Source organism: Tardiphaga sp. 20_F10_N6_6, from assembly GCF_052076045.1.
In the GTDB taxonomy this organism is placed as follows: domain Bacteria; phylum Pseudomonadota; class Alphaproteobacteria; order Rhizobiales; family Xanthobacteraceae; genus Tardiphaga; species Tardiphaga robiniae.
This window is the reverse complement of sequence record NZ_CP197239.1, coordinates 1,002,011-1,023,270: the sequence shown is the minus strand read 5'-3', so window position 1 is coordinate 1,023,270 and position 21,260 is coordinate 1,002,011. Positions and strand designations below refer to the sequence as shown.

Below are 21,260 nucleotides of genomic sequence, written 5' to 3'. Positions count from 1 at the left end.
CGCGCGAGGCGCGGCGAATCGTTGCTGTGACTATGCCACGTTCAGGTTGGCAATGTGGCTGCGACCTCGGGGCTCATGCGGCCGTGCCAGAGCGCTCGGTGCGTAGCACAATCACAACGAATAGGGCCATGGCCGCGAGCATGATCAGTGAACCGATGATCGGAATGGCCATATAGGCGTGGTTGGCGAGCAGGGTGATGCCGATGCCGACAGGGAACATGATGCCGCCGACGATGTGCATCGTGCCCTGGACCTTGGCCAGTAGCGAGCGTCCGGCCAGGGGAATCAGGCGGTAATACAACCCGAACAGGAACAGCAGCACGCCGCCGACGAGGTTGAGATGCGCATGCGCGGGGCTCAGCAGGAAGTCCTGGCGTATGCCCATCGCGATGCCGGCGACCATGCCGATCAGCAATACCAGCGCACTCACGCACATCATCAGCGATCCGATCATCTTCAGTCCTTTGCGTTCTTGATTTTTGACAGCCGGGCGGGAAGTCAGCCCAACGGCGGTACAGAGTTGCCATTGGGTAAGCCGGTCTCTGACCTTGGACGCAGAGGCCTGGAAAAGGTTCAAATTTACCGGTGGGCACCCGCACCGCGGCTATCGGCCCTCAGATGTTGTGACTTGATGTGATCGGCGCCGCCGGATTACCTGTCGCGGGCGTTTGAAGGTTAAAGCGGTTCGCGGCCAATCCGGCCGGGCCAGAGCCGTAAAGGGACACTCTCCATATGGAAGGCTGGATGCACGGGCTGATCGAATTCGTGCGCCAGAACCAGGTCTGGGCGGCGCCGATCGTCCTGCTACTGGCCTTCGGGGAATCGCTCGCTTTCATCTCCCTGCTGCTGCCGGCCTGGGGCGCGCTGGTGGCCATCGGCGCACTTGTCGGCGCGAGCGGGATCAGCTTCTGGCCGGTGTTGATTGCCGGCGCTCTCGGCGCGGCGCTCGGCGACTGGCTCTCCTATTGGTTCGGCTTCAAGTACAAGGACCAGGTCGCCCAGATATGGCCGCTGTCCAAATTCCCTGAGTTGCTTCCGCGCGGCGAAGCCTTCGTCCAGAAATGGGGCGTGCCCAGCATTTATATTGGCCGCTTCTTCGGCCCATTGCGGGCCTCGGTGCCGCTGGCTGCCGGCATTTTCGAAATGCCGTATTGGCGTTTCCAAGTTGCCAACTTCACCTCGGCCTTTATCTGGGCGGGCGTCCTGCTGCTGTTCGGCGACGGCCTGTCCGTCGCTATCGAATGGCTCTGGAAGCTGAAGTAGTCCGGCGGGGAATAACCGCCGTGTCCGGGTGTTGAACGGGCTGACATGTCGCGGTGTCTGCATGCCGCGACAACTCGCAGAAGTCATCGAACGCTGGTAGATAGTTCCGCCAGCCCCGCCTCTCACTGCTTCACCCAGGAGAACATCATGGACCTGTCACGTCGTCACGCCCTTGCCGGAGCCGCCGCGCTCGCCGTATCTCCATTGCTCACCGCAGGCTCTGCCAAAGCCTCTGCTCCGCCGGCCGACAAGCAGGCGCCGAGCTTCTATCGCTACAAGGTCGGCGATGCGCAGGTGAACGCGATCTCCGACGGCGCCAACACCTTTCCGCTGGCCGACACCTTCGTGCTCAACGCCAAGAAGGATGAGGTCAACGCCGCGCTCGACAAGGCCTTCCTGCCGAAGGACAAGATGACCATTCACTTTGCGCCGCTGGTCATCAACACTGGCGGCAAGCTGGTGGTGATCGATACGGGCAACGGCCCCGGAGCCCTCGCGGCGACCAAGGGCAATGTCGGCCAGTTCGCCAACAACATGGCCGCCGCTGGTATCGACGCCAAGAACGTCGACATGGTCGTGATCTCGCATTTCCACGGCGATCACGTGAACGGGCTTCTGGCCGCCGATGGCACGCCGGCTTTTCCGAATGCCGAAGTCCTCGTCCCGGCCGCGGAGTGGAAGTACTGGAACGACGATGGCGAGATGGCCAAGGCCGCCAATGACCGCATGAAGGGTCTGTTCGCCAGCAACCGCAAGCTCTTCAACGATGGGCTGAAGAAGAAGGTCACGCCCTATGAATGGGGCAAGGACGTCGCGCCAGGCCTGCTCGCCGTGGAGTCGGTCGGCCATACGCCTGGCCACACCTCGTTCGTGCTGTCGTCCGGCAGCGACAAGCTGTTCATTCAGTCCGACGTCACCAACCATCCGTCGCTGTTCGTCACCAATCCCGGCTGGCATCTGATGTTCGACCAGGACCCGGCGCAGGCGGAAACCACGCGCCGCAAGGTCTATGACATGCTGGTGGCCGAGAGGATGCGTGTGCAGGGCTTCCACTATCCATTCCCGGCCAACGGTTTCGTCGAGAAGGATGGCAACGGTTATCGGCTGGTGCCGGCCCCATGGAGCCCGGTGATCTAAACGAAGCCTGGCAAATTTCCCGGCCTGCGCTGCAGTGCAGGCCGGCTGGCCTCGTAAACACCCATCGCCTCCGTCGGTGCGTCGTGCCAGTCTCTGCGCCGGAGTCGCGCCAACAGCGACCATGCAAAGCAAGGGGAGAAGACTTCATGGATCTGTCACGACGACACGCACTGGCGGGTGCCGCCGCGCTCGCAGCGACGCCACTGCTTTCATCGGCCCCGGCAAAGGCATCCGCACCGCCGGCCGACAAGCAGGCGCCGAGTTTCTATCGCTACAAGGTCGGCGATATCCAGGTGAACGCCATTTCCGATGGTGCGGCGACGTTTCCGCTGGCCGATACCTATATTTCCAACGCCAAACGCGATGATATCAATGCAGTGCTCGCCAGGGCATTTCTGCCGAAAGATCAGATCACCAACTTCTATGCGCCGTTGGTGATCAACACCGGCGGCAAGCTGGTGGTGATCGACACCGGCAACGGGCCCGGCGCCTTTGCGGCAACCAAGGGCAATGTCGGGCAGTTCACCACCAACATGATGGCGGCGGGGATCGATCCAAAGATGATCGACATGGTCGTGATCTCGCACTTCCATGGCGATCATGTGAACGGCCTGCTGACGGCGGACGGCGTGCTGGCGTTTCCCAATGCCGAAGTGCTGGTGCCGGCAGTAGAGTGGAAGTTCTGGATGGACGACGGCGAGATGAGCCTTGCCACCGGCGATCGCATGACCGGTCTGTTCAAGAACAATCGGCGGGTGTTCGAGGCCGGGTTGAAGAAGAAGGTTACGCCCTATGAATGGGGCAAGGACGTCGCGCCCGGGCTGCTGGCTGTCGCCTCGATTGGGCACACGCCGGGCCACACGTCCTATGTGCTGTCGTCCGGATCGGACAAGGTCTTCATCCAGTCGGACGTCACCAACCTTCCGGCGCTATTCGCCGCCAATCCCGGCTGGCACGTGAATTTCGACCAGGATCCGGTGCAGGCCGAAACCACCCGCCGCAAGGTCTATGACATGCTGGTCGCCGACAGGATGCGGGTGCAAGGCTTCCACTATCCGTTCCCGGCCAACGGTTTCGTCGAGAAGGATGGCAACGGCTACCGCGTCGTGCCGGCACCGTGGAGCCCAGTTCTCTGAGGTCTGCGCTCTGGTGATCTTGACGGATCGCGGGCGCGGCCCTATGACCGCGCCCATGATCAACCTTGCGACCAGCATAATCGCCCGCCGCCGCCGCATTCTCGCGGCAGGTGGAGATATGCGCGCATAAGCGTTTCGATCTCTCACTGCCGCCGGATATGGTCCGCGGCAGTCTTTCTCCCAAACAGCAGCGCGACCCATCCGGCGGCCTTCACTCAGGAAGGAGCCCGTCATGTATACGCCGCCCAAATTTCAGACCGACCGGACCGACGCACTTGCGTTTGCGGACGCGCGCGGCTTCGGCACGGTCTGCGCCTTCGATGGCAGGAAGCCGATCGCCTCCGCGGTGCCTTTCTGCCTCGACTACGGCAATGACGGCACGCCGCGTCTGGCCTTTCACCTTGCGCGACAAAATCCGCTGCTCAAGCTTGCAGACGGCGTGACGCCATGGGCCATGGCCATCCTGGGCGCTGATGCCTATGTGTCGGCCGACTGGTACGTATCGCCCGATCAGGTGCCGACCTGGCTCTATCAGGCGGTCCATCTCACCGGACCGGTGCGCATCCTGTCGGGTGGTGAACTGGGCCCGCATCTTGACGCGCTGAGCGCAAGGTTCGAAACACGGCTGGCGCCGAAGAAGCCTTGGACCTCCGATAAGATGGCGGCGGGGCGGCTTGAGGCGATGAAGAAGGCGATCGTCGGTGTGGTGATGACAGTGGACGAGGTGGAGGGTAGCTCCAAGCTCAACCAGCACAAGTCAGATGCCGATCATCTGGCTGTCATGAGCGCACTGGCGCTGCGGCCGGAGCCTGCCGCGTTCGAGATTTCAAATGCGATGCGCAAATTGCGGCCGCATTTGTTTGCGGAAGAGACGACACAATTGACTGCTATGGCTGAGGCCGAAGGATTTATGGGATGAGCACGAAGAAGAAAATCGGCATTCTCGGTGCGTCCGGCTACACCGGAGCCGAACTGGTGCGGCTGCTGCTGCGCCATCCCAAGGTCGAGCTCGTGCTGTTGACGGCCGACCGGCGCGCCGGGCAGGCGATGGGCGATGTGTTCCCGCAATTCGCACCCTATGAACTGCCGACGCTCGTAAGCATCGACTCCGTCGGCTGGACGACCATTGGCCTCGATCTGGTGTTCTGCGCGCTGCCGCATGCGACCACGCAGAAGGTGCTGCAGGATTTGCTGGCCAAGGCGCCGGAGACGAAGGTGGTGGATCTGTCGGCCGACTTCCGGCTCGAGGACGCAGCCGCCTATGCGAAGTGGTATGGCCACGAACATCATGCGCTGGAGCTGCAGAAGGAAGCCGTCTACGGCCTCGTCGAGCTCTATCGGCGCGACATCAAGAAGGCGCGGCTCATCGCCAATCCCGGCTGCTACACCTCATGCGCGATCCTGCCTTTGGTGCCGCTGTTGAAGGCGCGCGCCATCGAGACCGATGAGATCGTGATCGATGCCAAGTCCGGCATGACGGGCGCAGGGCGTTCGGCCAAGGAAGAGATGCTGTTCTCCGAAGTGTCCGAAGGCTTCAACGCCTATGGTGTCGGCCATCACCGGCACATGGCGGAGCTCGATCAGGAGTTCTCCAAGGCTGCCGGCAAGGAGGTTGTTGTCAGCTTCACGCCGCATCTCTTGCCGCAGAACCGCGGCATTCTCTCGACCATTTATGTGCGTGGCCGGCGGGGCAAGACGGCGCAGGATCTCCACGAGGTGCTGGTGAAGCAGTATGAGAAAGAGCCGTTCGTGCACATCCTGCCATTCGGCAAGACGCCGCATTCGCGGCATGTGCGCGGCTCCAACATGACCTTCATCGGCGTTGCCGCTGACCGTATCCCGGGCCGTGCGATCATCGTCTCGACCTTGGACAACCTCACCAAGGGCGCATCGGGGCAGGCGGTGCAGAACATGAATCTGGTGCTTGGCTTTGCCGAGACGCTGGGCATCGATCAGCCCGCGATGTTCCCGTAGAGAGCGCGCATACACCTTGGCCCGCATTGCAGGCCGGGTGACGACAGCGAGAGACAACAGAAAAGGCCCGAATTTGCGTTCGGGCCTTTTTTCTATGCTCTTGTCACTTAGCCGCTCCCGGCTTCGGTGCGCGCTCCTTGAACAGTTCACTCAGTGTCTGCGCCGCCTCAATGGCGCGCGGGAAACCGGCATGGACGGTCGTCAGATAGACGATCTCCTTCAGCTCTTCCTCTTTCACGCCGGCGTTGAGCGCGTAGTTCGCATGGATCTTCATGAACGGCCGATGCCCCAGCGCCGCGAAAGCGGCGACGGCTGCTAGCTGTCGCGTGCGCGCGTCGAGAACCGGCCGGGCCCAGACGTCGCCGAGTGCGTAGCCCGTGATCGCATCGGCGAGAAATGGAAATTCGGCGCGCAGGTCTTCGAGGGGCGGCTGGCTGCTGCCGGCATTGAGTGATCGAACAACCTCGTCGCCGCGTCGCAGGCGTTCTTCCGTCGTCTCCGCGCGAAGGCTTGCCGTGGATGCCAGCACGCAGAAAGCCGCAACGAAAGCGGTCGTTCGATATGACATGATCGCTTCTCCCTGTTTTTCTCGCCGAGTGAATGTTGCGACAGCGGACAAGCATTGGGGCATGTCGCACGGCCGGCGTTAGACCGATCCTGCCGATCTCTTGTCCAATCCTCTAAGGCGGCGAAAGGACGCAGGGGCCAAACAAAACGGCCCGAACTTGCGTTCGGGCCGTTCGCTTTTGATCTGTAAGTGACGCTTACGCGGCAGCTGACTTGGCGGTCGGGACTTCCGAGATGGTCTTCAGGATCTGCGAAGCGATCTGGTAGGGGTCGCCCTGGGAGTTCGGACGACGGTCTTCCAGATAGCCCTTGTACTCATTCTTGACGAAGGAGTGCGGGACGCGGATCGAGGCGCCGCGGTCCGCGATGCCGTAGCTGAACTTGTTCCAGGGAGCCGTTTCGTGCTTGCCGGTCAGACGCTTGTCGTTGTCCGGGCCGTACACGTTGATATGGTCCATCAGGTTCTTGTCGAATTGGGCCATCAGGGCTTCGAAGTAAGCCTTGCCGCCGACCGTACGCATATATTCGGTCGAGAAGTTGGCGTGCATGCCCGAGCCGTTCCAGTCGGTGTCGCCGAGCGGCTTGCAGTGGAATTCGATGTCGATGCCATACTTTTCCGTCAGACGGAGCAGCAGGTAACGCGCGATCCACATTTCGTCAGCGGCCTTCTTGGAGCCCTTGCCGAAGATCTGGAATTCCCACTGGCCCTTCGCCACTTCGGCGTTGATGCCTTCGTGGTTGATGCCGGCTTCGAGGCAGAGGTCGAGATGTTCTTCGACGATCTCGCGGGCAATTGAGCCGACGTTTTTGAAGCCGACGCCGGTGTAGTAGGGGCCCTGCGGTGCGGGATAGCCATCCTCGGGGAAACCGAGCGGACGGCCGTTCTCGTAGAAGAAGTATTCCTGTTCGAAACCGAACCAGGCGCCGGCATCGTCGAGAATGGTAGCGCGCTTGTTGGTGGAGTGCGGGGTGACGCCATCCGGCATCATGACTTCGCACATCACCAGAGCGCCGTTCTCACGGGCCGCATCCGGATAGATCGCAACCGGCTTCAGCACGCAATCGGAGCTGTGGCCTTCGGCCTGCATGGTCGACGAACCGTCGAAGCCCCACAGCGGGAGCTGTTCGAGGGTCGGGAAATCTTCGAATTCCTTGATCTGCGTCTTGCCACGCAGGTTCGGAACCGGCGTGTAACCGTCGAGCCAAATATACTCGAGCTTATACTTTGTCATGCGGGTCTCTCATGAGTTGGCGATGCGTAGGGCGTGAGCCCTGAGCTTGCCGGCGGGCGGACGCAAAATCCGCCCCCAGCGGCGCTGCATATAAAGCACGTAGTATGCCAACTTGTCGCGGCGCAACGCTTTTGTGACGAAAACCGCGGCGCGTCCCCAACGGGGCTGTCATTCGCTGTCTGGAGAGGGCATCGGAGGCCGGGAATCGGTCCGGATTCGCAAATCTTTCAGAGGAATTCGGCCGCGCGCGAAAATACCGGCTGCCCAATTCCCTTGCAGGCTATTTTTGACCGGAACTTTTCTGCCTTTCAGACGCTCAACTGAGAGGTCAGGCGCTGTGTAGGCGGCTTCAAAACCTGCGCGCCCAAAGCGCATGTCTATCGAGTGCGCATATTGTAGCCATTTTGATGCTTCTTACGAGGCAGTCGGCACAAAAGAAGGGCGCCTCTGTTACAATGATGATCCGAAAGGAAAAAACAGATCAGAGGAAGGAAGAGAAGCGATGCCGACGTCTCAAACGCATCACCCCCATACCGCTAAAATCTACCAATTCCCGGTTGGTGGCCGTGGATCGGTCGGCCCGCGGGGACGGCTCAGCAAGCCGTTGGACCTGCGTGCCTCGACCGTGAAAACCGTGGCCGACTATGACAGCTGGTACCACGAGGCTGCCATCCAGGAAGCCAACCGGACCTACGAACATTGACGGTGCTTGGCCGGACGCAAGGTTCACCCGGGCGCGGTTTATCGACGACGATCAAGGGCTGAAACAGCGATGTTTCAGCCCTTTTTCATGACTGGAAACCGGGTTGGCGTCAGACGCCGAAGATCGACCAGCCGAGCCGCTTCGTGAGCGCTTCGAGCGCAATGCGGCCGAGATGCGAATTGCCGTGCTTGTCGAGACCCGGCGCCCAGACTGCGATCGAGGCCTTTCCGGGGGCGACTGCGATAATGCCCCCGCCAACGCCGCTCTTGCCTGGCAGGCCGACGCGATAGGCGAACTCACCCGAACCGTCATAATGGCCGCACATCAGCATCAGCGCGTTGATACGGCGCGCCCGCTCCGACGACACCACCGAGAGCCCGGTCGATGGATTGCGGCCCGAATAAGCCAGATAGCGCGTCGCCATCGCGAGCTGCCGGCACGACATCGCGATCGCGCAGTGGTGGAAATAGACGCCGAGCGTGAAGTCGACGGGATTTTCGACGACGCCGAACGACTTCATGTAATTGGCGAGCGCGGTGTTACGAAAGCCGGTGCGCTTCTCGGACGCGGCGACGGTTTCATCGATCACGATGGAGCTGTCGCCGGACAGAAACTGCATGAAACGCAGGATTTCGCCGATCGCCTCGCGCGGCTGATGGCCGGACAGGATGACGTCGGTGACGGCGATGGCGCCGGCATTGATGAAGGGATTGCGCGGCACGCCGCGCTCGCGTTCGAGCTGGACGATGGAGTTGAACGGATTACCCGAGGGCTCGCGGCCGACATGTTTCCACAGCCGGTCGCCGACCATGCCGAGCGCCAGCGTCAGCGTGAAGACTTTCGAGATGCTCTGGATCGAGAACGGCACATCGGCGTCGCCGGCGGCTGCGACGTGGCCATCGGCATCGATGACCACAAGACCGAACTGGTTGGGATCGACACCCGCCAGTTCCGGAATATAGCTCGCGACGTCGCCGCGGTCCGTTCGCTGCGCCATCTCGTCGGCAATTTCCTTGACGACGAGATCGAGACTTGGGGCAGCGTGGTTCATTGCAGATCAATCTGGCGAGAAGAAGCGTTAGTACGGAATCCGCAGGATCGCGATGGCGAGGACCGCCTGGGCGATGAAGCCGACCACGAAGGCCAGCGTGCGGAAAATCGGCAGGCCGAGCGTATAGACAATCAGATGCACGACGCGCGACCAGAAATAGACCGCGCAGGCCAGAACAGTAGTCGGGGTCGAAACGTCGGCGGCATTCAGGATCAGCACCAGCGGCGCGAAGATGATGAGATTCTCGACGGCGTTGTCATGGGCGAACATCATCCGGTTGGCCCATTCGGCCTGCGGCCTGTCGGTGCGTGTCGGGTTGGCCATGACGCCGGTGACACCGCGGACCATGATGCGGTTCAGCATATAAGGCACCCAGAGCAGGCCGGTGAGAATCACGGTCAGCGTCAGCCAGAACAATTCGCGCGTCATCCGGGTATCCTTTCAGTCGAAATTCCCGCGGAAAACGCGGAGATGGTCATGCAAAACACACGCGCCGCAAGCGGATGCGACGCGTCCTGGCTGAAATCATAGACGTTTGCTGTGAGGACGCCAAGCAAGCGCGGAGAGGCGGGCCGTTACGCCCGCACCCGCACATAACTGCCGGGGGCGTCTTCCAGCGCGGGGAATGCGTCTGTGCCGACATGGCGGGCAGGAACTTCCTCACCATCGATGCCGGAGAGCCACTCCCGCCAGTTCGGCCACCACGAGCCAGCATGTTCCTGTGCGGTCTTCATCCAGTCGGCGAGATCGGTGGCGTGGGCGTTATCGTTGGTCCAGTACTGGTACTTGCCGGAGGCTGGCGGATTGACCACGCCAGCGATATGGCCGGAGCCGGACAACACGTATTTCACCGGGCCGCCGAAGAATTGCGAGCCGTACAGCACCGATTGCGCCGGCGCGATGTGGTCCTCGCGGGTGGCGAGATTGTAGACGGGCACCTTGACCTTGGAGAGATCGAGCCGGGTGTTGTCGAGGATCATGTTGCCGGTCGAGAGCTTGTTCTCCAGATAGCAGTTGCGCAAATAGAACGAGTGGTTCGCCGCCGGCATCCGCGTCGCGTCTGAATTCCAGTGCAACAGGTCGAAGGCCGAAGGCGGCTTGCCCTTGAGGTAGTTGTTCACGACATAGGACCAGATCAGATCGTTGGAGCGCAGCATGTTGAAGGCCATGGCCATCTTGCTGCCTTCCAGCACGCCTGCTGCCTGCATGTCCTTTTCCAGCGCCGAGATCTGATCCTCGTCGACGAACACCATGAGATCGCCGGCATGGGTGAAATCGACCTGGGCTGCCAGGAACGTCGCCGATGCCACGCGGACGCGGCGCTTCTCGGCGAGCCAGGCCAGCGTCGAGGCGAGCAGGGTGCCGCCGACGCAATAGCCGATGGTATGCATGGTCATCTCGCCGGTGACCTTCTCGATCACATCCATCGCAGTCAGCGGGCCTTCCTTCATGTAGTCGTCGAAGGTCTTGGCGCCGAGGCGCTTGTCGGGATTGACCCAGGAAATCACGAATACCGAGACGCCCTGATCGACGGCCCACTTGATGAAGGACTTCTCGGGCTTGAGATCGAGGATGTAGAACTTGTTGATCCATGGCGGCACGACCAGCAGCGGCGTGCGCAGCACGTTTTCGGTTGCCGGCTGATACTGGATCAGCTGCATCACCTCGTTCTGGAAAATCACCTTGCCCGGCGTCGTCGCCATGTTGACGCCGACTTCGAGGTTTTTCGGATCGGACTGGCGAATGCGCAGCGAGCCTTTGCCGGCCTCGATATCCTCGGCAAGCATGGTCATGCCGCGCATCAGATTGCTGCCGTTCGACATCACCGTCTCGCGCAGCACTTCCGGATTGGTCAGCACGAAATTCGATGGCGCCATCGCATTGGTGATCTGCTGAACGTAGAATTCCGCCTTCTTGCGGGTATGCGCATCGAGCCCCTCGGCATTCTTGACGAGGTCGTGGGCCCATTGCGTCGTGAGCAGATAGGCCTGCATGACGAAATCGAAGAACTGGTTCGATTTCCACTCGGGATCGCTGAAGCGCTTGTCGCGCGGCGGTGCCTCGATAGCGGGCAAGCCGGCTTCGCCGACCATCCGGCGCATCGCCGAGCCCCAGAGGTCGAGATAGGCCTTGCCGAGCTTCATCTGCAATTCGGCGGCGCGCTTGTCGTCGGACAGCCAGTAATTGGCGACGATGCTGAAGGTCTTGATCAGCTCCGTCAGCTCGTTCGGCGGCTTGTCGACGGTCTCGCCACTTTGGCGCGGTTGCAAATAGGCGGCCAAGGCCTTGCCGCCATTCTCCATCGCCTTGGCCATGTTGAGCGCAAAAGCTTCGGGATTGAACGGTTTGGCGGACGCGTCGCCCGAGATTTTGTCGTTAGCAGCTTTGGCGTCGGCGGCAACTTCGGTCATGGCGCAACAACAGCTTCATTCCAGTCGGGCAACGGTACGTCGCCACGCAAAATCGATGATGGCACAGTTCGCGGATTGCCGCAGGATTCGATGTGCTGCACCGCATCATCTATTCGGCTTTGGGTCTTGCTTCCGTCATATTGAAGATCCAAGCCTTTAGCGCCTTCTCCCGGCATTAATCGTTTGTGACCAGATTGGTTGGATGGTGCGCTGCGATAGGGATGAAATCGATTCTAATGCGATGTAGGGTTGTGGCGTGACGCGTAGAGGCACATTCAGGGCAATTGGTGGTCGCAGCGGGCAGGCGGCGACAGCGGCCGCCTTGCTGGTGCTAGGGCTTGGCTTGCCTCTGGGCGGCTGCGCCTCGACCATCGCCGACATGCCCATGGTGGGGACGCCGGCGGGCGCTCCGGCGCGTCCGGCCGAGGTGGGCACCTATCTGCCGGTTCATGATCTGCCGACCACCCGCGAAGGCACCGCCATGGCGCCGGCGGATCAGGCCAAGATGCAGGCCGAACTGACTGCCGCCCGCGATCGCCAGGCCGTCGTGCTGCCGGCCAAACCGGCAGCCAAATAGTCAAAACTGCCCGTCGTGACTGGTGTCACCGGGCTTCCGTGATAAAAAGAAGCGATTCAACCGCATGATGAAGCGGTTCTGGAGCCCGATCCCATGGAAGAATTCTACCGCATCCGCCGATTGCCGCCCTATGTGTTCGAGCAGGTCAACCGGGCCAAGGCCGCCGCGCGAAACGCTGGCGCCGATATCATCGACCTCGGCATGGGCAATCCGGATCTGGCGACCCCGCCGCATGTGATCGAAAAGCTCAAGGAAACCCTCGGCAAGCCGCGCACCGACCGCTATTCGGCTTCGAAGGGCATCACCGGCCTGCGCAAGGCCCAGGCCGGCTATTACGAGCGCCGCTTTGGCGTAAAGCTCAATCCCGACACCCAGGTGGTGGCGACGCTGGGCTCCAAGGAAGGCTTCGCCAACGTCGCCCAGGCGATCACCGCGCCCGGCGACGTCGTGCTGTGCCCCAATCCGAGCTACCCGATCCATGCCTTCGGCTTCTTGATGGCCGGCGGCGTGATCCGCTCGGTGCCGTCCGAGCCGACGCCGGATTTCTTCGCTGCGGTCGAGCGCGCCATCGTCCATTCGATTCCGAAGCCGATCGCGCTGATCGTCTGCTATCCGTCGAACCCGACGGCGCAGGTGGCGAGCCTCGATTTCTACAAGGACCTCGTCGCCTTCGCCAAGAAGCACGAGATCTACATCCTTTCGGATCTCGCTTACGCCGAGGTCTATTTCGACGACAAGAACCCGCCGCCCTCGGTGCTGCAGGTGCCGGGCGCGATGGACGTCACCGTCGAATTCACCTCGATGTCGAAGACTTTCTCCATGGCCGGCTGGCGCATGGGCTTTGCGGTCGGCAACGAGCGCATCATCGCCGCGCTGACGCGGGTGAAATCCTATCTCGACTACGGCGCCTTCACGCCCGTGCAGGTCGCGGCCACTGCAGCGCTGAACGGTCCGGACGACTGCATCCGCGAGATGCGCGACACCTATCGCAAGCGCCGCGACGCGATGGTGGAATCCTTCGGCCGCGCCGGCTGGGACATTCCGCCGCCCTCGGCGTCGATGTTCGCCTGGGCGCCGCTGCCGGAGAAATTCCGCGAGGTCGGCAGCATGCAGTTTGCAACGCTTCTCGTCGAAAAGTCCGGCGTGGTGGTATCTCCCGGCGTCGCCTTCGGCGAGCATGGCGAAGGTTACGTCCGTATCGCGATGGTCGAGAACGAACAGCGCATTCGCCAGGCTGCCCGCGGCATTCGCCGCTTCCTTGAAAGCGGTCTCGAAACGTTGCACAACGTGGTTCCTCTCGCCAACCGGCGATAGGCGTGATCCCCGAAAACCGGCAACCGGTTTTCGGACCGGTCATCGCTCAACAAGAATTCCGACAGGTCTGAAGCTTAATGGTCGCACCCCTCAAAGTGGGTATCGCGGGACTCGGCACCGTTGGTGCCGAAGTCGTCCGTCTCATCGAACAGCAGAACTCGATTTTGGCCGCGCGCTGCGGTCGTGGCGTCAAGGTGGTTGCTGTCACTGCGCGCTCCAAGACCAAGAAGCGCGGCGTTGATCTGCGCGGCATCGACTGGATGAAGGATCCGCTCGCGGTTGCGCAGCATCCCGATGTCGAGTGCTTAGTCGAATTGATGGGCGGTGTCGGCGATCCCGCGCTGTCGTCGATCGAGGCGGCGCTGCGCGCCGGCAAGTCGGTCGTGACCGCGAACAAGGCACTGATCGCCAAGCATGGCCTGAAGCTAGCCGCATCGGCTGAGAAGCACGGCGGCGCGCTGAACTACGAGGCCGCCGTCGCTGGCGCCATTCCGATCATCAAGACCATCCGCGAAGGTCTCGTCGGCACCGATATCAATCGCGTCTACGGTATTCTCAACGGGACCTGCAACTACATCCTATCCCGGATGGAGCTGGAGGGCCTGTCCTTCGAGGAATGCCTTAAAGACGCGCAGCGGCTTGGCTACGCCGAGGCCGAGCCGTCCTTCGACGTCGATGGCCACGACACCGCGCAGAAGCTGGCTATTCTCGCCAGCCTCGCATTCGGCACCAAGGTCGCGCAGAACGCCGTGTCGGTCGAGGGCATTTCGTCGATCGCGGCTGAAGATCTGCGCGCTGCTGCAGAGCTTGGCTATCGTGTGAAGCTGCTGGGCGTTGCCATGCGCACCGCAACTGGCATCGAACAACGCGTGCATCCGACCATGGTGCCGCTGTCGTCCTCCATTGCGCAGGTCATGGGCGTCACCAACGCCGTCACGGTTGATGGCGCAGGTATTGCGCCGATTACACTGGTCGGTCCGGGCGCGGGCGGCGCTGCGACGGCGTCCGCAGTCCTCGCCGATATCGCCGATGTAGCACGCAATGTGCGCGCGCTGCCGTTCGGTCGGCCGGTTGAGAAGCTCAAGACCACTACCAAGGCGCCGATGGAACGCCATGAAGGTGGCTATTACATCCGCCTGATGGCGCGGGATCTCGCCGGCACCGCCGCACGTATCGCAACGCGGTTGGCCGAACAGAAGATTTCGCTGGAGTCGATCGTGCAGCGCCATCCGAATGGCGGCATCGAGCCGGTCGGCAAGAGCACGAAATCGTCACCGGTGCCTGTTATCCTGATCACCTACGCCACCACCGAGGACGCGATGCGCCGCGCTCTCCAGGCCGTACAGAGCGACAAGGTGATATCGGGCAGGCCGCAGGTTATCCGGATCGAGAAGAACTAAATCCACGCGTTCAGAGTTGTACGGGGATATTCGTCCCACCGTAGAAGGAGCCCGCCCATGTCGACCCATATTACCGTCCCGCCGCAGCAACTGCTCGAGCGCATTCTGACGCTGGAGATCGTTCGCGTGACCGAGCGCGCGGCAGTGTCGGCTGCGCGGCTGCGTGGTCATGGGCAGGAGAAGGCGGCCGATCAGGCAGCGGTCGATGCGATGCGCCGCGAGCTCAACAAGATGCCGATCGACGGCACCATCGTGATCGGCGAGGGCGAGCGCGACGAAGCGCCGATGCTCTATATCGGCGAAAAGGTCGGCATCAATGCCGGCCCGAAGGTCGATATTGCCGTCGATCCGCTCGAAGGCACGACGCTGTGCGCCAAGGACATGCCGGGCTCGATCGCCACCATGGCGATGGCCGACGGCGGCACGCTGCTGCACGCGCCCGACGTCTATATGGACAAGATCGCGATTGGCCCGGGCTACGCCAAGAACGTGATCGACATCGACGCATCGCCGGAAGAGAACATCAAGCGCCTCGCCAAGGCCAAGGGCGTGCCGGTGTCGGCGATCACCGCCCTCGTGCTTGAGCGGCCGCGGCACGAAGCATTGATCGCAGCGATCCGCTCGACCGGGGCGGCGCTGCGTCTCATTCCGGACGGCGACGTCGCCGGCGTCATCCACACCACCGATCCCGCCAAATCTGGCATCGACATCTATCTTGGCATTGGCGGCGCACCGGAAGGTGTGCTGGCAGCTGCAGCACTGCGCTGCATCGGCGGCCAGATGCAGACCCGATTGATCCTCGATACCGACGAGAAGCGCGAGCGTGCGCTGAAGATGGGTGTCACCGATCCGAAGATGATCTATGGCATCGAGGACATGGCGAAGGGCGACTGCCTGTTTGCCGCCACCGGTGTCACCGACGGTGCATTGCTGTCGGGCGTCAAGTTCCGCGGCGACGTCATCGAGACCGAGACCATCGTGATGCGTTCGGTGACCGGCACCGTGCGCATCATCAAGGGCGAGCATCGCCAGCTCGAAAAATTCCACCTGGATTGAGTTCGGTCACATGGCGAAGGCGAATGTTGACATCCGCCCGGTCGGCCCCGATGAACGGGCTGCCTGGGAGCCGCTGTGGCAGGGCTATCTGACCTTCTACAAGGCGACGCTGCCACAGATCGCGACCGATACCGCGTGGAAGCGTTTCCACGACGCCAACGAGCAGATGTTTCTGCTCGGTGCCTATGCGGACGGCAAGCTCACCGGCATCGTGCAGTTCCTGTATCACCGCTCATCCTGGACGCCGGGTAACTACTGCTACCTGCAGGACCTGTTCGTCGACAACGGCGCGCGGGGACTTGGCATCGGCCGCGCTCTGATCGAAGCGGTTTATGCAAAGGCCAAGGCTGACGGCTGCAGCCGCGTGCATTGGTTGACCCAGAACGAGAATGCGCAGGCCAGGACTCTCTACGATCAGGTCGCGGACAATTCCGGATTTATGCAGTACCGGAAGATACTCTGATCAAAGGCAATCCGAGCGCGCCAACATGCGCTCGGATTAATCGAACTAAAAACCAAGAAAACAAAACGGGGATGAGACCATGAGCGAGACCGATAACGTCAAGGCTCTGGTGTTCGACGTGTTCGGCACCGTGGTTGACTGGCGTTCCAGCCTGATTGCTGACTGTACCGCGTTCGGCAAAGCGCGCGGTATCACGGCTGACTGGACCGCGCTCGTCGATGCCTGGCGGCAGGCCTATATGCCGTCGATGGATGTGGTGCGCCATCATCCGGAACGGGGCTTCGTGAAACTCGACACGCTGCATCGGCAGTCGCTCGACGTGCTGGTCGCCAAGTTCGGCATCAACGGGCTCTCGGACAACGATCTGCATCACATGACACTCGGCTGGCACCGGCTGCATCCGTGGACGGATTCGGTCAGCGGTCTGACGCGCTTGAAGACCAAATACGTCATCAGCCCGTTGTCGAACGGCAATGTCGCGCTGCTGACCAACATGGCGAAATTCGCCGGCCTGCCATGGGACCTGATCATGAGCGCGGAACTGTTCGAACACTATAAGCCCGATCCGCAGGCCTATTTGGGCGCGGCCGCACTGCTCAATCTGAAGCCTGCGGAAGTCATGATGGTCGCCGCCCATAACAGCGATCTCGATGCCGCGCACAAACTCGGCCTCAAGACCGCCTTCGTGCCGCGCGTCACTGAATATGGCCCGCACCAGAACCGCGATTTCAAGGCCGAGGGCCCGTGGGACGTGGTGGCCGATGATTTCAATGATCTGGCGAAGCGGATGGGCTGCTGACGGCCTGAGATTTGCCGAAAGCGGCTGCGCGGCCTATTGCTGATGCCATGACGCCACCGACCATCATTCCCGTCGAATCCCAGCAGGCCTTTCTCGGCGTTACCGAATCCGCCACCGGGCGGATCTGGCGCGACCGGGTGGATCAGCGCGGGGCGGCGCGGGCGCTGGCCATGGTGCAGCGTTTCCAATTGCCGGAGATGCTGGCGCGGGTCATCGCCGGCCGCAATATCGAGCTCGACGCGGTCGAAGACTTTCTCGATCCCACCATCCGCAAGCTGATGCCGGATCCCTTCACTGTTACGCAGATGGAAGCGGCAGCGAAGCGTATCGCGGATGCCGCGCAGCGCCGGGAGAAAGTGGCGATCTTCGGCGACTACGACGTCGACGGTGCGACATCGTCGGCGCTGCTGGCCTGGCATCTGCGCCATTGCGGGCTCGACCCGCAAATCCACATTCCCGATCGCATCTTCGAGGGCTACGGCCCCAATGTGGATGCCATCAAGACGCTGGCGGGCAAGGGCGCCACGCTGCTCGTGACTGTCGATTGCGGCACGACCAGTTTCGAGCCGTTGGCCGAGGCGAAGAAGCTCGGCATGTCTGTGGTTGTCATCGATCACCATCAGACAGGCGAGGAATTGCCTGACGTCGATGCCGTCGTGAATCCCAATCGGCTCGACGATATTTCCGGTCTCGGTCATCTCGCTGCCGTGGGCCTCGTGCTGATCACGCTGGTCGCGGTCAATCGCGAATTGCGCAAGCGCGGCTTCTGGACCGCGGAGATGCCGGAGCCGGATCTTCTGGGCATGCTGCATCATGTGGCCTTGGGCACCGTGGCCGACGTAGCGCCGCTGATCGGCCTGAACCGCGCCTTTGTCGCCAAGGGTCTCATCGCATTGCGCCGCCGCGATCACATCGGGCACACCGCACTGATGGATGTGGCGCGTTTGAACGGCCCGCCGGAAGCATGGCATCTCGGCTTCATGCTGGGGCCGCGCATCAACGCCGGCGGCCGCATCGGGCGCGCCGATTTGGGCGTGCGGCTGCTGCTCGAAGGCGATATTTCCGAGGCCGCGAAGATCGCTGCCGAACTCGATCGGCTGAACATCGAACGACGCGTGATCGAACAAGCCGCGGAAGCGCAAGCCGAGGCCGAGGCTCTGGCGTCACTGGGGCTCGAAGACAAAGGCTCCGTAGTCGTGACCGCGTCTGAAGGCTGGCATCCCGGCGTCGTCGGTCTGGTCGCCTCGCGGCTCAAGGAGAAATTTGCGCGTCCGGCTTTTGCCATCGCGCTGGAGCCTGGCGGAATTGGCACGGGGTCCGGCCGCTCGATCTCCGGCGTCGATCTCGGCAAAGCCGTGCGGCAAGCTGTTGCCGATGGGCTTCTGATGAAAGGTGGCGGCCACGCCATGGCCGCGGGCATCACGCTACGCAAGGAACGGCTCGGCGAATTCCGCGCCTATATCGAAAGCGCGCTGGCTGCGGATGTCGGCAAGTCCCGCAACGAGAAAGAACTCTTCATCGATGGCGCTATCACTGCGCGCGGTGTGACGACGGATCTCGTGAATACGCTCAATCGCGCCGGGCCGTTCGGGCAGGCCAATCCCGAGCCGGTGATTGCGCTGCCGGCGCATCAGCTCGTTTATGTCGATGAAGTTGGGCAGGCGCATCTGCGGCTGCGCTTCAAGGCGTCGGACGGCGCCATGGTCAACGGTATCGCGTTTCGTTCAGTGGGGCAGAAGCTTGGCAACGCGTTGCAGGAGCTGCGCGGTCAGCCGGTCCATGTGGCGGGCTCGCTGACCGTCGATCGCTGGCAGGGTGCCGAGCGCGTGCAGATGCGCGTGATCGATGTGGCGGCGCCGGATCCCGGGCCGAAGATGATCAGGTAGTCTCACCGCTCTCAACCTGTCGTCTCCGGCTTGACCGGTGCACTCATCCATTTGTGTCTTGCCGGCGGAGCAGCCTGGTCGAATACCGATACCGGTCCGCCGGATGAATGCTGAGCGAGACCTCAGCCAGCTCGTTTGAGGCGAACAGATACTGCCGCCGGATCGACAGCGCATGCGCGCCAGCCGTTGCCTTCAGTGGCTCCGCCATCGCGTCCGACACGCCAACCGCAGAAATGTCCTGCCGGATCTCGACAAAGCGTCGTCCCGAGATTTTCTCGACCAGCGTGCCGAAGATCTCATGATGCCCCGCCATTTTCGTGCGTACCTCGTCGGCGAAGGCGCCGTCGATATAGACATCGGTCCAGCAGATCGGCGTCTGTGTGACTTCGCCGGGAATCGTGCGCAGACTTGAGATGCACAGCCAGCGGCGACCCGGCCGGCATCCGAGCTGGCTGGCCAACTCGCTGTCCGCGACAATGTCGGCGACACGCTGCACGTGGCGCTCCGTCTCGGTGCCGAACTGCTGCACCGCCTCGATCGTATTGAGTGCCTGCGTAAAGCCATCACCGCCCTTGGCCGGCGAGGTCGCCTCGACACGCGTCCCGGCATTGCGCTTCCGGCTGACCAAGCCGGACGCCTGCAGCTCCTGCATCGCCGCGCGCACGGTTGATCGGCTCACGGCGAACTGGTCCGCCAGCTCGAACTCTGTCGGCAGCACAGACCCGACCGGATGCCGTCCGTCTGCGATGGCCTCGGTCAGTGCTCGGGCCACGAACGCGTAACGCTTTTCCACCGTCGTCCCTCGACCCCTAAGTCCCTGATCGCAAGATGGAAGCCTGATTGGCGACCATCTCGTCAAGAAAGGAGATTGACACACAGTTTATGTTCGTACAATTTAATATGTACTAACATAATAAGAGGAAGCGGTATGAGCAGCACGGTTTTCGATTCGGTCCTGTTTCGGGACATGTTCGGCACCGCGGAAATGCGGGCGATCTTCGCCGACGAAGCCCTGGTCGGCCGCTACATCGAGGCCGAAGTTGCGCTGGCCCGCGCCCAGGCCCGTCTCGGCGTTGTCCCCAAGGAAGCCGCGCAGGCCATCGAGGCCGCCGCCAAATCGATCCGGATCGATTTCGACAAGCTCCGCGCTGAGACCGAAATCGTCGGCTACCCGATCTTGCCGCTGGTCCATCAGCTCTCCGAAGCCGCAGGAGAGGCGGGCCGCTACGTCCACTGGGGTGCGACCACTCAGGACATCATGGACACCGCCAACGTCCTGCAGATCCGCGCGGCGCTACAGATCGTTGCACGCGATCTGCGCGAGGTCCGCGACATCCTCGCTACCATGGCGAAAAAATATCGCGACACGCCGATGGCCGGGCGCACCCATCTGCAGCAGGCGTTGCCGGTGACCTTCGGCTACAAGGCTGCCGTCTGGCTGTCCTCCATCGATCGGCACATTGAGCGCGTTGATCAGGCATTGCCGCGCATCCTGCTCGGCGAGTTCTCCGGCGCCGCGGGGACGCTCGCGTCGGTGGGCGAGGGCGGCCTGGAGATGCAAAAGCTGTTCTGCGAGGAGCTCGGCCTGCATCAGCCCTCGATCACCTGGCATGTCGCCCGCGATGGCATCGCCGAAGCGGTCACGCTGCTCGGCCTGATCACCGGTACGCTCGGCAAGATCGCCACCGACGTGATGCTGTTGTCATCGTCCGAATTCGGCGAAGTGTCTGAGCCTTTCGTGCCCGGTCGCGGCGCGTCATCGACGATGCCGCAAAAGCGTAACGCGATTTCAAGCGAACTGATGCTCGCCGCTGCCAAGGCGGTGCGCCAGCACGTCGCGACCATGCTCGATGGCATGATCCATGACTTGGAACGTGCAACGGGGCCGTGGCACCTCGAATGGGTGTCGTTGCCGGAGAGCTTCCTGCTCACCGCATCATCGCTGGCAAATGCCAAATTCATGCTGGCCGGACTCGTGGTTCACGAGAAGCGCATGCTGGAGAATCTGGATCTGACACGTGGTCTCATCGTCGCCGAAGCGGTGATGATGGCAGCGGCGCCGAAACTCGGCCGTCAGCATGCGCATGACGTCGTCTACGACGCCTGCCGCAAGGCGATCGAAGGCGGCGGACAGCTTGCGGATATCCTCGCCGAGGTTCCGGAAATTACCGAAGCGCTTGGCGGCAAGGATGCCATCCGTCGTCACTGCGACCCGGCCAACTATCTCGGCCTCTGCGGTCCGATGGTCGATCGCGTGCTGAGCATGAGCGGACACTGAAACAACACACACA

The 21,260-nt window shown here is 62.1% G+C and carries 21 protein-coding genes; 14 read left to right on the top strand and 7 right to left on the bottom strand.

The features are described 5' to 3' along the window. Window positions 1-73: 73 nt before the first annotated feature. On the bottom strand, window positions 74-454 hold the full coding sequence (locus AB7813_RS04895) for a hypothetical protein (protein ID WP_089264159.1): 381 nt from the start codon (window positions 452-454) through the stop codon (window positions 74-76). Window positions 455-732: 278 nt separating this feature from the next. On the opposite strand from AB7813_RS04895, the gene AB7813_RS04890 reads away from it, so the two are divergent. From AB7813_RS04890 to argC, 5 genes are all read left to right on the top strand, one after another. Then, on the top strand, window positions 733-1,263 hold the full coding sequence (locus AB7813_RS04890) for a DedA family protein (RefSeq protein ID WP_089264160.1): 531 nt from the start codon (window positions 733-735) through the stop codon (window positions 1,261-1,263). Window positions 1,264-1,410: 147 nt separating this feature from the next. Further along, window positions 1,411-2,400: an MBL fold metallo-hydrolase gene (locus AB7813_RS04885; RefSeq protein ID WP_441227912.1), complete on the top strand. Its 990-nt coding sequence runs from the start codon at window positions 1,411-1,413 to the stop codon at window positions 2,398-2,400. Between the two features lie 146 nt (window positions 2,401-2,546). Continuing rightward, window positions 2,547-3,536: an MBL fold metallo-hydrolase gene (locus tag AB7813_RS04880; RefSeq protein WP_439063949.1), complete on the top strand. Its 990-nt coding sequence runs from the start codon at window positions 2,547-2,549 to the stop codon at window positions 3,534-3,536. A 232-nt stretch (window positions 3,537-3,768) separates the two neighbouring features. Then, window positions 3,769-4,455, top strand: a complete 687-nt coding sequence (locus AB7813_RS04875) for an FMN-binding negative transcriptional regulator (protein ID WP_089264163.1) — start codon at window positions 3,769-3,771, stop codon at window positions 4,453-4,455. Then, entirely contained in the window at window positions 4,452-5,510 is a 1,059-nt protein-coding gene (argC, locus tag AB7813_RS04870) for an N-acetyl-gamma-glutamyl-phosphate reductase (protein WP_439063948.1), read from the top strand. The genes AB7813_RS04875 and argC overlap by 4 nt, the downstream gene beginning before the upstream one ends. Before the next feature lie 103 nt (window positions 5,511-5,613). Here argC and AB7813_RS04865 read toward each other — a convergent pair whose 3' ends face one another. Both AB7813_RS04865 and AB7813_RS04860 read right to left on the bottom strand, forming a co-directional pair. Further along, window positions 5,614-6,078: a carboxymuconolactone decarboxylase family protein gene (locus tag AB7813_RS04865; protein WP_439063947.1), complete on the bottom strand. Its 465-nt coding sequence runs from the start codon at window positions 6,076-6,078 to the stop codon at window positions 5,614-5,616. Window positions 6,079-6,274: 196 nt separating this feature from the next. Beyond that, the gene (locus tag AB7813_RS04860; protein WP_089264165.1) at window positions 6,275-7,309 is read right to left on the bottom strand and encodes a glutamine synthetase beta-grasp domain-containing protein; all 1,035 of its coding nucleotides are present in this window, start codon (window positions 7,307-7,309) and stop codon (window positions 6,275-6,277) included. 502 nt (window positions 7,310-7,811) lie between these two features. Here AB7813_RS04860 and AB7813_RS04855 point away from each other — a divergent pair. Continuing rightward, on the top strand, window positions 7,812-8,012 hold the full coding sequence (locus AB7813_RS04855; protein WP_093758441.1) for a DUF2735 domain-containing protein: 201 nt from the start codon (window positions 7,812-7,814) through the stop codon (window positions 8,010-8,012). A 109-nt stretch (window positions 8,013-8,121) separates the two neighbouring features. On the opposite strand, the gene AB7813_RS04850 is transcribed toward AB7813_RS04855, so the two are convergent. The 3 genes from AB7813_RS04850 to AB7813_RS04840 all read right to left on the bottom strand — a co-directional run bounded on the left by AB7813_RS04850 (window position 8,122) and on the right by AB7813_RS04840 (window position 11,378). Next, on the bottom strand, window positions 8,122-9,063 hold the full coding sequence (locus AB7813_RS04850; RefSeq protein WP_175368928.1) for a glutaminase: 942 nt from the start codon (window positions 9,061-9,063) through the stop codon (window positions 8,122-8,124). A gap of 27 nt (window positions 9,064-9,090) precedes the next feature. After that, window positions 9,091-9,492: an MAPEG family protein gene (locus AB7813_RS04845; protein WP_089264168.1), complete on the bottom strand. Its 402-nt coding sequence runs from the start codon at window positions 9,490-9,492 to the stop codon at window positions 9,091-9,093. Window positions 9,493-9,638: 146 nt separating this feature from the next. Beyond that, window positions 9,639-11,378, bottom strand: a complete 1,740-nt coding sequence (locus tag AB7813_RS04840) for a PHA/PHB synthase family protein (protein WP_439084229.1) — start codon at window positions 11,376-11,378, stop codon at window positions 9,639-9,641. Between the two features lie 352 nt (window positions 11,379-11,730). Here AB7813_RS04840 and AB7813_RS04835 point away from each other — a divergent pair, with 352 nt between their 5' ends. The 7 genes from AB7813_RS04835 to recJ all read left to right on the top strand — a co-directional run bounded on the left by AB7813_RS04835 (window position 11,731) and on the right by recJ (window position 18,969). Continuing rightward, complete coding sequence (locus AB7813_RS04835; RefSeq protein WP_439083403.1) at window positions 11,731-12,051, top strand: hypothetical protein; 321 nt, start codon at window positions 11,731-11,733, stop codon at window positions 12,049-12,051. A 93-nt stretch (window positions 12,052-12,144) separates the two neighbouring features. Continuing rightward, the gene (locus AB7813_RS04830) at window positions 12,145-13,365 is read left to right on the top strand and encodes an LL-diaminopimelate aminotransferase (RefSeq protein ID WP_309946125.1); all 1,221 of its coding nucleotides are present in this window, start codon (window positions 12,145-12,147) and stop codon (window positions 13,363-13,365) included. Between the two features lie 77 nt (window positions 13,366-13,442). Further along, window positions 13,443-14,765 (top strand): homoserine dehydrogenase, encoded by a 1,323-nt coding sequence (locus AB7813_RS04825; RefSeq protein WP_439083404.1) that lies wholly within the window; start codon window positions 13,443-13,445, stop codon window positions 14,763-14,765. Window positions 14,766-14,822: 57 nt separating this feature from the next. Next, window positions 14,823-15,821 carry a class II fructose-bisphosphatase gene (gene glpX, locus AB7813_RS04820; protein WP_068736567.1) on the top strand — a complete coding sequence of 333 codons (999 nt, stop codon included), beginning with the start codon at window positions 14,823-14,825 and terminating at the stop codon, window positions 15,819-15,821. A 10-nt stretch (window positions 15,822-15,831) separates the two neighbouring features. Beyond that, window positions 15,832-16,284 carry an N-acetyltransferase family protein gene (locus tag AB7813_RS04815; protein WP_441227911.1) on the top strand — a complete coding sequence of 151 codons (453 nt, stop codon included), beginning with the start codon at window positions 15,832-15,834 and terminating at the stop codon, window positions 16,282-16,284. A gap of 79 nt (window positions 16,285-16,363) precedes the next feature. Next, window positions 16,364-17,083 carry a haloacid dehalogenase type II gene (locus AB7813_RS04810; RefSeq protein ID WP_439083406.1) on the top strand — a complete coding sequence of 240 codons (720 nt, stop codon included), beginning with the start codon at window positions 16,364-16,366 and terminating at the stop codon, window positions 17,081-17,083. A gap of 47 nt (window positions 17,084-17,130) precedes the next feature. Next, complete coding sequence (gene recJ / locus AB7813_RS04805; RefSeq protein WP_439083407.1) at window positions 17,131-18,969, top strand: single-stranded-DNA-specific exonuclease RecJ; 1,839 nt, start codon at window positions 17,131-17,133, stop codon at window positions 18,967-18,969. Window positions 18,970-19,012: 43 nt separating this feature from the next. On the opposite strand, the gene AB7813_RS04800 is transcribed toward recJ, so the two are convergent. After that, entirely contained in the window at window positions 19,013-19,762 is a 750-nt protein-coding gene (locus tag AB7813_RS04800) for a GntR family transcriptional regulator (RefSeq protein WP_439083408.1), read from the bottom strand. 135 nt (window positions 19,763-19,897) lie between these two features. Here AB7813_RS04800 and AB7813_RS04795 point away from each other — a divergent pair, with 135 nt between their 5' ends. Further along, the gene (locus AB7813_RS04795) at window positions 19,898-21,247 is read left to right on the top strand and encodes a class-II fumarase/aspartase family protein (RefSeq protein ID WP_439083409.1); all 1,350 of its coding nucleotides are present in this window, start codon (window positions 19,898-19,900) and stop codon (window positions 21,245-21,247) included. Window positions 21,248-21,260 lie beyond the last annotated feature (13 nt).